Source organism: Paenibacillus agri, assembly GCF_013359945.1.
Classification (GTDB): domain Bacteria; phylum Bacillota; class Bacilli; order Paenibacillales; family Paenibacillaceae; genus Paenibacillus_AQ; species Paenibacillus_AQ agri.
In genome coordinates this window covers 145,504-160,132 of sequence record NZ_JABWCS010000216.1, presented here as the reverse complement: position 1 = coordinate 160,132, position 14,629 = coordinate 145,504, and the positions used below count along the sequence as shown (strand labels likewise).

The 14,629-nt window shown below is 50.5% G+C and carries 9 protein-coding genes; all 9 read left to right on the top strand.

Features of this window, described 5'->3' with window-relative positions; genetic code table 11:
- Positions 1-127 precede the first annotated feature (127 nt).
- Complete coding sequence (gene mutS / locus HPT30_RS21100; RefSeq protein ID WP_175373292.1) at positions 128-2,941, top strand: DNA mismatch repair protein MutS; 2,814 nt, start codon at positions 128-130, stop codon at positions 2,939-2,941.
- Between the two features lie 50 nt (positions 2,942-2,991).
- A complete protein-coding gene (gene mutL, locus HPT30_RS21095) occupies positions 2,992-5,103 on the top strand; it encodes a DNA mismatch repair endonuclease MutL (protein ID WP_175373291.1) in 2,112 nt (703 codons plus the stop codon).
- A 60-nt stretch (positions 5,104-5,163) separates the two neighbouring features.
- A complete protein-coding gene (locus HPT30_RS21090; protein ID WP_175373290.1) occupies positions 5,164-5,943 on the top strand; it encodes a class I SAM-dependent methyltransferase in 780 nt (259 codons plus the stop codon).
- Entirely contained in the window at positions 5,933-6,889 is a 957-nt protein-coding gene (miaA, locus tag HPT30_RS21085; protein ID WP_175373289.1) for a tRNA (adenosine(37)-N6)-dimethylallyltransferase MiaA, read from the top strand. The genes HPT30_RS21090 and miaA overlap by 11 nt, the downstream gene beginning before the upstream one ends.
- A gap of 189 nt (positions 6,890-7,078) precedes the next feature.
- Positions 7,079-7,423: a hypothetical protein gene (locus HPT30_RS21080; protein ID WP_217622468.1), complete on the top strand. Its 345-nt coding sequence runs from the start codon at positions 7,079-7,081 to the stop codon at positions 7,421-7,423.
- Between the two features lie 74 nt (positions 7,424-7,497).
- A complete protein-coding gene (locus HPT30_RS21075) occupies positions 7,498-9,228 on the top strand; it encodes an ABC transporter ATP-binding protein (RefSeq protein WP_175373288.1) in 1,731 nt (576 codons plus the stop codon).
- Positions 9,228-11,072, top strand: a complete 1,845-nt coding sequence (locus tag HPT30_RS21070; RefSeq protein ID WP_175373287.1) for an ABC transporter ATP-binding protein — start codon at positions 9,228-9,230, stop codon at positions 11,070-11,072. Before HPT30_RS21075 ends, HPT30_RS21070 begins: the two co-directional genes overlap by 1 nt.
- A gap of 379 nt (positions 11,073-11,451) precedes the next feature.
- A complete protein-coding gene (hfq, locus tag HPT30_RS21065) occupies positions 11,452-11,691 on the top strand; it encodes an RNA chaperone Hfq (protein ID WP_042128368.1) in 240 nt (79 codons plus the stop codon).
- A 173-nt stretch (positions 11,692-11,864) separates the two neighbouring features.
- Positions 11,865-14,441, top strand: coding sequence for a transglycosylase domain-containing protein (locus HPT30_RS21060; protein WP_175373286.1), 2,577 nt, complete (start codon positions 11,865-11,867; stop codon positions 14,439-14,441).
- Positions 14,442-14,629 lie beyond the last annotated feature (188 nt).

The following is a 14,629-nucleotide window of genomic DNA, read 5'->3' as shown; positions in this document are numbered from 1 at the left end:
TAATAGCAAAGCGGACTAAATGGGATCTCTATAACAGCGGCTACCAGCACAACTTACCAAGGGTAACTTTGAGAGCAAACTTTCTGTTATAATAGAGGTTAGCATGAAAAAGGCTTGGAGGTAGACCATGGCAAAATATACGCCGATGATAGAGCAGTACTTACGTGTGAAAGAGGGAGCTAAGGATGCATTCCTCTTTTTCCGACTGGGCGATTTCTATGAGATGTTCTTTGAGGATGCCGTGCTGGCATCGAAGGAACTGGAAATAACATTAACAGGACGCGAAGGTGGGGGCGACGAGAAGATTCCGATGTGCGGTGTCCCATACCATGCCGCTGAGGGTTACATACAGCGTTTGATCGAAAAAGGTTACAAGGTCGCGATCTGCGAACAACTGGATGATCCTGCTGTAACGAAAGGGATGGTGCGCAGAGATATCGTGCGTGTCGTAACACCGGGAACGGTGATGGATGGCAAAATCATCTCTGACAAGAACAATAACTATCTAGTCTGTGTCACTGAGCTGGACGGGATGATGGCGCTGGCTGCCTGTGATTTGACCACAGGTGAGCTGTATGTAACTTCCGTACTCTCCGGCGCAGAGTGGTTGCGTGATGAGATTGGCATTTATGAACCCGCCGAGATTATCGGTGATACAGCACTGCTGGAGACCTTGCGGAGCGAAGCTTCGCTGCTGGCCAAACCTGTCGTATACACCCCATGGGATAAGCGGGATGAGGAATTGGCTCGTCGCCAGTTCGGCGAATCAGCGTGGGTACGGCTGGAACGGGAGCGGGGCCATTGTCTTTCGCTGCTGATCTCCTACCTGAGTGAGACACAGCGGCGCTCCTTGGGGCAACTCAGTCAGATTTCGCCTTATGAACCCGGCAATTATATGATTCTTGATCCATTTACCCGCCGAAATCTGGAGCTGACTGAGACAGTACGTGAACGTTCCAAAAAAGGCTCGTTGCTCTGGCTGCTGGACCGCACCGAGACATCGATGGGTGCGCGTCTGCTGCGCCGCCGCATTGATAAGCCGCTGCTTCAGCGGGCACCGATTGAACGTCGCCTGGAAGCCGTCGATTATCTGTATAACCAATTCATCGTTCGTGAAGATCTGCGTCAAGCACTGAAAGAAATCTATGATCTGGAGCGTCTGGTTGGCCGAATTGCCTTCGGGAGCGCCAATGGCCGGGATATGAATGCACTGAAGCTGTCGCTGGAGCAGATTCCGGCGCTGAAAGAATTGTGTGGGACGTCAGGCTCTGCGACCTTGCGGGAGATCGGGGCGGCGATGGACGATTGCGCAGAGCTGCGTGAAGACATTGCGCGGGCAATCGTTGAAGATCCGCCTGTGTCTGTGCGTGATGGGGGGATTATCCGCCAGGGGTACCATGAACGTCTGGACGAGCTGCGGGAAGCAAGCAGCAGTGGCAAGCAGTGGATTGCGGAGCTTGAGGCTAAAGAGCGTGTGGCTACCGGTATCAAATCTCTCAAAATCGGCTACAACAAAATATTTGGCTATTTTATAGAGATCACCCGTGCCAATCTGGCTGCACTGCCAGAAGGGCGCTATGAGCGCAAACAGACGCTGGCTAACGCCGAACGGTTCGTAACTCCTGAGCTGAAAGAGAAAGAGGCGCTGATTCTGGAAGCCCAGGATAAAATGACTGATCTTGAATACAGCCTCTTCACAGAGTTGCGTGACAGAATAGCTGCCCAGGTTCCGCGGCTTCAGAATCTGGCCGAGAAGGTCGCTGAGATTGACGTATACCAGAGCCTTGCAGCTGTCAGCGCAGAACAGCGGTTCGTGAAGCCGAAGCTCTCCGACGGATATGATCTCCGGCTGGAAGGCGGACGACATCCGGTCGTGGAAGCGGTGCTGAAGGATGCAGCGTTTATCGCCAATGGAAGCAGCCTTACCAAAGCAGAGGGTAATATTCTGCTTATTACCGGACCGAACATGGCAGGGAAGAGTACCTACATGCGCCAGGTTGCCTTGATCTGCATTCTGGCCCAGATCGGTTGCTTTGTTCCCGCGTCTAGCGCTGAAGTGCCGCTGATTGACCGCATTTTCACCCGGATTGGAGCCGCGGATGACTTGATTGGCGGCCAGAGTACGTTCATGGTGGAGATGGCCGATATCCAGGTCATGACGGAAAAAGCCACCGCACGCAGTCTGATTATCATTGACGAGCTGGGCCGAGGTACCTCGACGAGCGAGGGCATGGCCATTGCTCAAGCCGTTATTGAATATGTGCACGACACCATCGCCTGTAAGGCGCTTGTCTCGACACACTTTCATGAGCTCGCTCACTTGGAGCAGAGTCTAACAGGCTTGCGAAACTATTCGATGGCGGTGCAGGAGAGTGGCGACAAGGTTAACTTCTTGCGCAAGCTTGTACCAGGAGCGGCGGACAGCAGCTACGGTATTTATTGTGCACGATTAGCCGGACTGCCGGGGGGAATCATTGACCGGGCATATGGGCTGCTCCAGAGTATTGAGCAGGCAGCAGCACCAGGCGGACCAGCGCTCCATTACGGGGGATCAGGGCCGCGTCGTTCCAGCGTTGAAGGGCCTGATTCTGTTCAAGAATCTGTTGCCAGCATAACTGAAGCACCAACAGATCATGCGTTCACCAAGGCGGGTACGGCATATGTTGAATCTGCTGTATCGCTCGCAGCGCCTGAAGCTGCCGTAACGCTTGCAGCGCCTGAAGCCGAGCAGGAAGTGGTGCAGCTCTCTATCTTCGGTGAAGAGGAACCTCGTAAGTCCCGCAAAGGCGGGGCAGGAGCTTCTGTACCCGCCCAGGAACAATTTAACCCGGCGCTTAAAGACTTTATCGCAGCCGTTCAAGGGGCCGATCTCATGAACATGACGCCGCTGCAAGCTATGGGTCTGTTGAATGATCTGAAAATGAAAGCGAAGGATCTCTAATTAACATTTACAGCTTAACAATATAGATAGCCTATAGCGGGGTGAATAATATGGCGAAAATTCATGTGTTGGACGAGCATATTGCCAACCAGATCGCCGCGGGGGAAGTGGTTGAACGACCAGCCTCCGTGGTGAAGGAGCTTGTAGAGAATGCCATTGATGCGGGAAGCACCGTGATCGAGGTATCGGTGGAGGAAGGTGGACTTCAGAGCATCCGTGTCAAGGATAACGGCTCAGGCATCGAGCCGGATGATTGCGAGACAGCGTTCTACCGTCATGCGACGAGCAAGATTGTGACCGGACGGGATCTGTTCCAGATTACAAGTCTGGGCTTCCGGGGTGAGGCGCTGCCCAGTATCGCGGCAGTATCCAAGGTGTCCCTGCTCACAGCGAGCAAGGATGACGGTGTAGGCCGCAAGATTGAGATCGAGGGCGGCAATTTGCGGATCAATGAAGATTCTCCTTCCGGACAAGGGACAGATTTTGCTGTTCGGGAATTATTTTTCAATACCCCGGCCAGGTTGAAATACATGAAGAGCATTCAGACGGAACTCGGACATATCTCCGACACGATGTACCGGACGGCGCTTGCCCATCCCGGGATTTCCTTCACGCTTCACCACAATGGCAATCAACTGTTGCGTACGTTGGGCAATGGTGATCTGCTGCAGGTCATTGCTGCCATCTATGGGACGTCAGCAGCGAAAGCGATGCTGCCTGTGACTGCAGAAGATCCTGACTTCAAGATTAGCGGTTTTGTCAGCCGTCCGGAATGGACGCGATCTAACCGCAACGGAGTGACAACTATTGTTGGAGGACGCCATATCCGCAGCAATGGTCTGAATGCGGCCATTATGCGGGCTTATCATACGCTGCTGCCGATCAACCGTTACCCGCTGCTAGTGCTGAAATTCGATATGCATCCCTCTCTGGTGGATGTCAACGTACATCCGGCCAAGCTGGAGGTGCGTTTCAGTAAAGAGAATGAGCTGTACAAGTTCGTCGAGGAGGAGATCCGCAAGGTCCTTATGGGCCAAAGTCTGATTCCTCGTCCTAGCAAAGAACCGATCGGCTCCAAGAATAGTGGTGCCTTTATTCAGGAGCAGTTCGCATTCGGTAGAGGGACATCTCAACAGTCACCTTCAGGTGAAATTTCCGCAGCTTCCAGTGTGCCGCCGGGTGCACAGCATCCGGTGAATCCAGGCGATGTAACCCGTCCGCAAGAGACGAATTCCGACCTGGCGGCAGCGGGTTCGAGCCCTTCTTATGAGGGCGTTAATTCTCCTGTGAAGCCGGTGTTGTTCCAGTCCCGGGAATCCACGGCCTCCTATGGCATTGGCAAACCGTTGTCTTCTTCTCCACTCGGTGGAGGCACGTCTAATGATGGTTACCGTAATTTGCCTTCTGGAGCCAGTGGGAACTATTCCGGGAATGCCAGCCGACCATCGGCAGGAGGCGCAGCCAGTAATAATTACAGTGGCGGATATCGTCCATCACCTGCTGCCCCGGTCAGCAAAGGCCAATTCCCAGTAACCGAAGAACTGTGGGCGCCTGCAGCCAGCGAAGAATCGGGGCTGCCAGCTTTTCCAGAGCTGAATTATATTGGCCAGCATCATGGGACCTATATTATTGCCCAGAACGACAGTGGGCTGTACCTTATAGATCAGCACGCAGCACATGAACGGATTAATTATGAATATTATTACGAAAAGTTTGGGCGTCCGGAAGATGCTTCACAGGAACTGCTGCTACCCATTACGCTGGAATTCACACCTTCAGAGAGCCGGCAGCTCAGCGAACGGCTTCACTGGTTTCAGCAAGCGGGCGTATACCTGGAGCATTTTGGCGGCCAGACCTTCTTAGTGCGCTCCCTGCCTTATTGGTTCCCGGAGGGGGATGAGAAGGCGGTCATTGAAGAGATGGCAGAATGGGTGCTGAGCGAACGGGCAATAGATCTGGCTAAACTGCGTGAGAAATCGTCCATCTTGTGCTCTTGCAAAGCCTCTATTAAAGCAAATCAGAAGCTGACCGAACAGGAAGTAGAGACCTTGATCTCCCGGCTAGCGGCGTGCCGCCAGCCATACACCTGTCCACATGGACGGCCGATTGTCATTTCTTTCTCTGCTTATGATCTGGAGAAGCTGTTCAAACGGGTGATGTGAAGTTTTGAAATAAGATTGATCTATAAAGGATTTATTGTATAGAGCCGAACAGGAGGCACAATGATTATAACGACGGGCAATGACCCGATACCGGAAATTGTACAGCGGGCGGTTAGCCTTGCGGAACGTACAGGTTGCAATTATGTACCGCGCGATAACCTTTCCTTGCCCAAGCTAGTGAAGCGACATGGGGAGGAGGAGGTGCTGGTTGTACTACAAGAGGCTGTCCGGCTGATACGTCCCGGAATGCCGCCGATGGAGTTCCATCCCAGCATGGGATATGTACGGGCCAAGCGGATTCTCAAAGGCGAAACTGATCCATTACTGTCTGCTGCAGATATGATTCCGGGCGACAGCGTGTTGGATTGCACAGCAGGGCTGGGTACGGACTCACTGCTCTTCTCTGTCTACGGTGGAGAAACATCTAAGGTAACCGCACTGGAAAGTTCGCTCCCGCTGTATGCACTGCTGATTGAAGGGATGAGTCAGTATACCACTGGGAAGGAACGGGTAAATGAGGCTTTTCGCCGTATCCAGGTCGTGAACAGTGACCATTTGGACTATTTGCGGGCCCAGCCGGACCGCAGTGTAGATATCGTTTACTTCGATCCCATGTTCCGTGTCCCATTAACGGATTCGGCTTCTATTTCTCCGCTGCGCCAATACGCCAACGGAGAAGCACTGTCGCTAGAAAGTGTAGCAGAAGCCAAGAGAGTGGCCCGAAAAACGGTGCTGCTAAAGGAAAAAGCGCTTAGCGGCGAGTTCGAACGGCTGGGCTTCACCGAGCTGCTGCGCGGCAGCTCCAAAACATCGTACGGGGTGATAAAGATTGGCAACTGAAGAAAGGCGTAAGGTTCTGGTGCTACTGGGACCGACCGCTGTCGGCAAGACGAAGCTGAGTCTTGCCATCGCTAAGGCTTACGGAGCTGAGATTATCTCCGGCGATTCTATGCAGGTCTATCGTGGCATGGACATCGGAACAGCCAAAATTTCACAAACAGAGATGGAGGGTATCCCTCATCATCTGATAGATATTCATGATCCTAAGGATGCCTATTCCACTGCGGAGTTTCAGGAGCAGGGTCGCAGGCTGATTGAAGAGATCAGCAGCCGGGGCAAACTTCCATTTATAGTAGGGGGGACTGGGCTTTACATCGAATCCCTTTGTTACGGATTCCGCTTCTCGGAAGCAGTGGCGGATGAAGCCTTCCGCAAGGAACAAGAGGATTATGCGGATGAGTACGGAGCTCTTGCTCTGCATGCGAGGCTGGCGGCTGTAGATCCTGTTAGCGCGGAGCGTCTGCATCCTAATGACCGTCGGCGCATCATCCGTGCCCTGGAGGTCTTTCATCAGACGAATATAACACAATCGGACTCCCTTGCCGGGCAAAAGAAGGAATCACCCTATGATTTGTGTCTGGTCGGTCTGACTATGGATCGGAAAATTCTTTATAAACGGATCGAAGATCGAATTGACGCCATGCTCGCTGACGGGCTGATCTCCGAGGTCAAAGGACTATTGGACCAGGGCTACGATCGGAGTCTCGTATCGATGCAGGGACTGGGCTATAAAGAGATTGCTGCTTATCTTGCCGGTGAGCTGACCATGGATGAAGCCGTGACGCTCTTAAAACGGGATACACGCCGGTTCGCCAAAAGACAGATGTCATGGTTCCGGCACATGAAAGATATCCAGTGGATTGATGTTGATGCGGAGCCAAGCTTCGATGAGCAGATTGAGAAATTCAATGAGTTCATAGCAAATAGCTTCTCTAAAGGCCTATAAATATTTGTGTGATACGATAGCATAGAGGATGCTCCTGAAGTGGATTTTCACTTTTCGGGAGCATTTTTTCGTCTAAGGGTGAGTGGTGAATGACAGTTTATATGTACTTGACAGTCGATATGAATCAGGTTTAGATTAATAACAGATACTTTTGTATACAAATGTATACAGAGTGAGGAGGGTATTGAAATGCGCGAGGGAAGAGATCGATCGAAGGGGTCACGTGGTCACCGGGGATCTGGTGAACAGGGCTGCGAATCTGGCGACGGGCACAAGGAGCGTATTCAAAGTGCGCAGACCTTTCGCAGAGGGCGTGCAATTGCTTTTCTGGAAAGGCTGGATATTAAGCGCTCCACGTTGATGCAACAGCTGAACCAGCCCGAATACGACGCCATTAAGCAGGTTTTGAGTGGTGAATTAAAAGCCACCGATGCTATTATGCAAGAATTTATCCATGCTTTTGAGCTGCGGGAAGTGATGTTGGAACAGGATGCGAAACGGGATAGAGAAGAAGTAAAGGATGAGAGTAACTGATAGGATGGATGGCCACAATTAGTTTTGTTTTCGTTTAACCCGCAGAACAAGAGTTTCAGAAATCAGGTGAAAAGATGTTAAAGCTAAAGAGTTTTATTAAGCCTTACTGGCTATGGTGCGTGCTGGCACCCCTTCTGATGGTTGTTGAAGTGTTTATGGATTTGCTTCAACCTACACTGATGGCAAGCATTGTGGACAAAGGCATAATGAAGAATGATTTGACGCATATTGTTTCGACGGGTCTGACCATGCTGGGCGTAGCCTTTATTGGTCTGATTGGTGGTGTGGGATGTACTATTTTTTCAAGTATCGCGTCGCAAAGTTTCGGTAACGATCTGCGGATTCGGCTGTTTGAACAAGTACAATCTTTTTCAAATCGAAATCTGGATAAGCTGAAGACCGGATCGCTGATTACCCGTCTAACGAACGATGTGGTGCAGCTACAGACGTTTGTTCAGATCATTCTGCGGTCGCTGGTCCGTTCACCACTGCTACTTATCGGTAGTTTGGTTATGGCGATTCGCATCAGTCCTTCATTGACACTTATCCTGCTTGTCTCGGTTCCGCTGTTGTTTGTACTGCTCTATGTACTGATCCGATTTTCCTTCCCGCTGTTTAGCAAAATGCAGATCAAGCTCGATGGGGTCAACACGGTGCTGCAGGAAAATCTATCGGGGATCAGGGTCATTAAGGCCTTTGTTCGCGGTGAGCATGAGCAGAAGCGGTTCAACGAGGCGAATAAGGATTATACCGAGACGGCGATTAAGGTTACACGGCTTATGTCCCTCAATTTACCGCTCATGATGCTGGTGCTGAATGTCAGCATTGTTGCGGTTCTTTGGTTTGGGGGACTGGCAAACTGGAATCACGGATTGCCTATCGGCGATTTGATTGCTTTTATCAACTATGTGACCCAGCTTCTGATGTCGATGCTGATGCTGAGTAATATGCTCACATTCATCTCGCGGGCAAAAGTGTCTGGGGACCGTGTAGGCGAAGTGCTCGCAACAACGAATGAAATCGCAAATTCGCATGACAGCCTAACAAATGCGGTTCATGTCGGTCAGGTTGAGTTTAACAAGGTCTCATTTGCTTATGATTCAAATGATGAGAATCTTGTGCTGGAGGATATCTCATTTACGGCTAAACCTGGTGAAACGGTCGCAATCCTTGGGGGTACCGGTGCGGGCAAGTCGACACTGGTTAGCCTCATGTCGCGGATCTATGAGGTGTCGTCAGGTTCTATTACAATCGACGGCTCAGACATTCGAAGAATTGACCTGGAGCATCTGCGCAAAAACATCGGATTTGTCATGCAGCAAACGATTTTGTTCAGTGGAACTATCCGCGATAATATCCGCTATGGCCGGCCTGATGCTACGGATGAGGAAGTTAAGCAGGCGGCCATTGCTGCGGAAGCAGATGGATTTATTATGGGACTTCCTGAAGGCTACGATACTATACTGGGTCAACGTGGGATTAATCTATCCGGTGGACAGAAGCAGCGTCTATCTATTGCACGGGCACTGCTGATTCAGCCTACCATTTTAATTATGGATGACAGCACCAGTGCGCTGGATGCGGTAACTGAATCACGAATTCGGGGGCGGCTTAGCCAGCAGATGGGGAGCAGCACGAACATTCTGATTACGCAACGCGTGTCGTCTGTCGTTGATGCTGATCGAATTCTGATTCTGGAAAATGGTGTAATCGCTGCTCAAGGTACACATGAAGAACTTCTGCGAACCTCAGAAGTTTACCAGGAGATCCGGCAATCGCAGTTGAAGAAAGAGGAGGCATCGTAATGTCCAGTCCCCATAATCGTACATCGGCACAGGTACCCGGCCCTCCGGGCGCCTTCGGCAGAGGTCATGGAGGAGGCGGACCTGCCGTGCCTATCGTTCGTGCTAAGAACCGGAGTGCCACCATTAGACGCATCTGGGCTTATTTAAACCGTCAACGAGGCGGATTGATCGTGGTGTACATTTTCACTGTGCTGAATGCAGTGTTGTCGTTGGTTGCACCGTTCCTGCTGGGCAAGGGGATAGACGTCGCCGTTATTCCACGTGAATATAATTTGCTGGTTCGCTTTAGCCTTCTCCTGCTGGGGATTTACGGGCTGTCCAGTCTGGTTGCCTGGGTGCAGGCCTATGTTATGACGGCAGTGTCGCAAAATACAGTGCTTGAACTCCGGCGTGATTTATTCGCCAAGTACCAGGAATTATCGGTACAATTTTTTGATACACATGCTCGCGGAGAGCTGATGAGCAGGGCGACCAACGATATCGAGAATGTATCGAATACGCTAAATCAGAGTGTGACTCAGCTTCTGAACAGTCTCATTACGTTGAGTGGATCGTTGGTCATTATGCTCACCCTGAATGTTCCGCTTACGGTCGTGGCATTGTTAACCATTCCTCTTGTTCTCGTCAGCAGCCGCAAAATCGCCGGATTGAGCCGAGTCTATTTTAAGGATCAGCAGCGGCATTTGGGCGAGCTTAACGGGTTTATTGAGGAGACGATCAGTGGACAAAAGGTCGTTAAACAATATGTTAGAGAAGGTATTGAGACAGAGCGGTTTCGCGGAATCAGTCATAAGCTGAACAAAGTCGGTATCAAAGCACAGATTGTATCTGGACTTGTAGGGCCGGTTATGAACCTTATTAATAATCTGGGCTTTGCAATCATCGCGGGTACCGGTGGCTGGATGGCTTACCATGGGCTGGCCACAGTCGGGATTATCGTAAGCTTCCTGAATTATTCCAAGCAATTCGGGCGTCCGATCTCAGAACTGGCCAACCAGTACAATCTGATCCAGTCTGCCATTGCGGGGGCGGAGCGTGTGTTTGAGGTGTTAGATTTACCGTCGGAATACGAATCAGCAGAAGAGAAAGAGACGGAATGTCCGAGCTTGACCGGGAAGGTTGACTTCCGTGACGTATCCTTCAGTTACAAGGCGGATTCGCCAATTTTGAACGGGGTGACCTTTCAAGCCATGCCCGGCGAAAAAGTAGCCATTGTCGGGCCGACTGGATCGGGTAAGACGACGATTGTTAACCTGTTGACCCGGTTTTACGAGGGGACGGACGGTTCTATTACCATTGATGGCTTTGACATTCGGAAGCTGAACAAACGTGGGCTTCGCAGCCAGATCGGAATGGTTCTGCAAGACGCTCATGTATTCTCAGGAACGATACGCGAGAACATTCGTTTTGGACGCCTTGAGGCCACTGACAAAGAGGTTGAGAAAGCCGCAAGACTGGCCAATGCCGCCGATTTTATCGCAAGGCTTCCGCATGGCTATGACACAATGCTGGAGACGGAAGGCAGTAATTTGAGCCATGGACAACGCCAGCTGCTGACGATCGCACGTGCTATTCTCGCCGATCCAGCTATCTTGATTTTGGATGAAGCGACAAGTAGCGTTGATACCCGTACGGAGATGCAGATTCAGCAAGCCATGAAGACTCTCATGCAGGGACGCACCAGCTTTGTCATTGCGCACAGACTGAGTACAATTCAGGATGCGGACCGTATCTTGGTTATCCAGAGCGGCCGGATTGTCGAACAAGGTCCCCATGAGCAGTTGCTTAAGCTTCATGGTGTCTATCATGAATTGTATGTTAGCCAGTTTGAGCGGGCAGTGTAGTCGGATTTATTTAAGCGGGATCGGTTTCCATGCTTGAAGAAGGAGAATAGGAAGGCGAGGTCGAAATCAATACTTTGTGAGGAGCTTGGGTCAGGTGTCGTCTGACAATTGGACCAAGAATTACAATAGGCTTATAATGTATGAGTACAACACATTAAGGGGGAGCCATCTTTTAAGAGATTAAGTACTGCAATTAAATTTATCCGCTTTAATCCAGAAGTGATGAATATATCCTTGACCGATAAAATAAGCCCCTGTTTTACCCCGTGCATCCTCCATTGATGAAGGGGGATGATCCGTGATATAATAGCAGGAAAGTTTCTCTCAGGTCTCGAATATACTTCTAAACAATCTAATTGAACCATTGGGGGTACGTCATATGAACAAGTCCATTAACATCCAAGATACGTTCTTGAACCAACTACGCAAAGAGAATATCCCTGCTACAGTATATTTGACCAACGGTTTTCAAATCCGGGGCATCATTAAAGCTTTCGACAATTTCACCATTGTCATTGACAGCGATGGCCGTCAGCAAATGGTGTACAAGCATGCCATTTCTACCTTCACACCGCAACGCAGCGTGTCCTTGATGCAGGATAACAGCAACGAGGAATAACGAGCGGGCGTGTGCTTGATTAATCTGCCCGGCAGATTTTAAACAACTGAAGTGAAACCTTTTTGTGTATACAGCGTTGAATAAAGAGTGAGAAGGAGCAACCTGAGAAGGTTGTTCTTTTCATTCAGGAAGGCATTCACGATTTTTTTCCTTAAAGGGAGTCAGGAGGCACCATGTCTAAAGATGAAATGTCAAGGACGAATCGGAATAGAGACAGAACGCCGACGTCATCCAAACCGAAGACAAATGCAAAGAAGAAAAAGTTTCTTACCAAAAAACGTGTATTATGGAGTTTGTTTTTTGCAACAGCACTAGCTATTTTTTGTGCGTTGGGTGGTTACCTCTTCATTATGCTGAACGGAGAGAAGCTGCTGCAGGAGAACGAAGACAAGCTGACCGTAAACCCAACAACCAAAATCTATGACCGAAATGCGAACATCATTGGCGAACTAGCCTTTGAAAAAAGTGATCCGGTGGAGTATGACAAGATTCCGAAGCTGCTGATCGATGCATTTGTAGCCACCGAGGACAGACGGTTCTTCGAGCATAGCGGGGTGGATCTATGGTCCATCGGCCGTGCCGCGGTCAAGGATATTGCTGCGCGGAGCATGGTGGAGGGCGGTAGTACGATTACGCAGCAGCTCGCCAAGAACATCTTTTTAACACGGGATAAGACCTTTTTCCGCAAAGCAACAGAGGTCTCCATCGCTGTCGCACTAGAGAATCAGAAGACGAAGGAAGATATTATTACACTCTATCTGAACCGGATTAACTTCGGTGGTACAGTGTATGGTATCAAGGCTGCTTCGATCCGTTATTTCGGCCAAAGTGATCTTAGTCAGCTGAAAATCTGGCAGATGGCAACCTTGGCGGCTATGCCTAAAGGTCCTTCCCGATATAATCCGCTCCGCAATCCGGATTTGTCCAAGGAACGTCGTGCAGTTGTGCTGCAGCTCATGTATGAGCAGGGGTATATTACCGAACAAGAGCGGGACGAAGCCAAAGTAGTGGACTATAACTACAAGCCGCCGGAAACGAAGCAACGCTATCAGGCTTTCATTGACTATGTAGTGGACGAAGCAGAAGATAAATATGGACTGACTGAGGATGATCTGAATATCGGCGGATATAAGATCTACACTACTATGGATAAGCACGCGCAAGAAACGGTAGAGGATGCCTTTGCTGACAGCGCAAACTTTGAGAAAAGTGTGGATGAAGATCTAGTGCAAGGCTCAATGACCATCATCAACCAGGAGAACGGAAGTATTGTTGCTCTGCTTGGTGGCCGGAACTATGAGAAAAAAGGCTATAGCCGGGTAACCGCAAGCCGTCGTTCACCAGGTTCAGCCTTCAAGCCGCTGGTCTCATATGCGCCGGCATTGGAGACTGGCAAATTCAACGAGAATTCCTTGCTCAGCAATGTGAAGCAGTGTTTCGGCAAATACTGTCCGAACAATCTGCATGGATATTCCAGCACGATCAACATGAGCGATGCCTTGCAGAAGTCGGAGAACATTCCGGCGGTATGGCTGCTGAATGAAATCGGGGTGAATACAGGCTTCCAATTCGCCAAGAAAATGGGGATTGACCTCACCGATGAAGACAAGAACCTTTCGCTGGCCCTTGGGGGCATGAGCAAGGGTACTAATACGCTGGAGATGGCGCAAGCATACAGCGCTTTTGCCAACGGTGGTGAAATCCGCGATGCTTACTCAATCAAGTCGATTACAGATAGCAGTGGAGAAACCAAATTCAAGGCCAATACGACACCTACGCGGGTCATGAAAGAAAGTACCGCCTACCAGATGACCGATATGATGCAGAAGGTTGTTGAAAGCGGAACGGGTAAAAAGGCCAGAATTGACCGTCCGGTAGCCGGCAAGACCGGTACGACCCAAAGCGGATACCCTGGTATCAGCTCAAACCGTGATGTCTGGTTCGTCGGTTATACTCCGGAATGGACGGCCGCCGTCTGGATGGGGTATGACAAACCAAGCAAGAAGCATCTGCTCAAGAACAGCAGTCCGCTGGCAGCAGCGTTCTGGGGTAAAGTCATGAAAGAAGCGCTGCGAGATGTGCCGAAGAAGACGTTCCCGCGGCCGGACAATATCGTTAACCTGGAGCCTACACCGACTCCGGAAACTATACAGGCGGTTACCGGTCTTTCCGCCCAGTATGATCCTTCTACGTTGACAGTGAATCTCAGCTGGAATGCCGTATCTACTGCGGGTGTAGAGTATCGTATTTACCGCAAGGAGACCTCGGAGGCGAACTTCAGTTCCGTACTGAGCACAACAACTGCCGGGGTAGGAGACATCAGCGCGATGCCAGGTCTGACCTATGAATATTATGTAACGGCGTATTATCCTGAGCTGGGTACAGAAGGTCCGGCATCGAGTACGGTCTCCGTCTATGTGGAGGATGAAGAACCGACTCCAGAACCTACGATCACACCTGATCCTAATGTTCCTGTCGAAACGCCGGGTAGCGGTGGAGATGACCAAGGAGGAAATAATGGAGGTGGAGATCAGGGCGGTGATAACGGTAATGGTGGAAGTAACAGTGGAACGGTTGTTCCGCCTGAGAGTACACTGCCGCCAATTCCGACGCCTCCGCCTATAACGACACCACCGCCAGCGGCTACAACTGAACCTGGCAATCCGGCTAATGCTGGTGTCGACACAGGTGCCCCGACCAATACCGACCATGAAGCGGGTACGGGGACGGATGGCTTAACTGCGCCTTAAGAGGCTGGTTCTTGTGGGCAACTGAATAGAAGTCCCACATCCCTGGTTGTCCGTGCTCCCTCATTAGGAGGGGTTGCATGCACAGCCGGGGTTCTTTTTTTGCCAGAAGGAATGCTATTGTGAATGAAATATGCTACAATGGAACAATCTTTTTCATTTTTGATCGGAGGCAGACCGTTGTAAATTCT

Coding starts and splice junctions, on each gene's coding strand:
- mutS (WP_175373292.1), top strand. CDS start 128: ATGGCAAAATATACGCCGATGATAGAGCAGTACTTACGTGTGAAAGAG.
- hfq (WP_042128368.1), top strand. CDS start 11,452: ATGAACAAGTCCATTAACATCCAAGATACGTTCTTGAACCAACTACGC.
- HPT30_RS21070 (WP_175373287.1), top strand. CDS start 9,228: ATGTCCAGTCCCCATAATCGTACATCGGCACAGGTACCCGGCCCTCCG.
- HPT30_RS21075 (WP_175373288.1), top strand. CDS start 7,498: ATGTTAAAGCTAAAGAGTTTTATTAAGCCTTACTGGCTATGGTGCGTG.
- HPT30_RS21090 (WP_175373290.1), top strand. CDS start 5,164: ATGATTATAACGACGGGCAATGACCCGATACCGGAAATTGTACAGCGG.
- HPT30_RS21060 (WP_175373286.1), top strand. CDS start 11,865: ATGTCTAAAGATGAAATGTCAAGGACGAATCGGAATAGAGACAGAACG.
- mutL (WP_175373291.1), top strand. CDS start 2,992: ATGGCGAAAATTCATGTGTTGGACGAGCATATTGCCAACCAGATCGCC.
- HPT30_RS21080 (WP_217622468.1), top strand. CDS start 7,079: ATGCGCGAGGGAAGAGATCGATCGAAGGGGTCACGTGGTCACCGGGGA.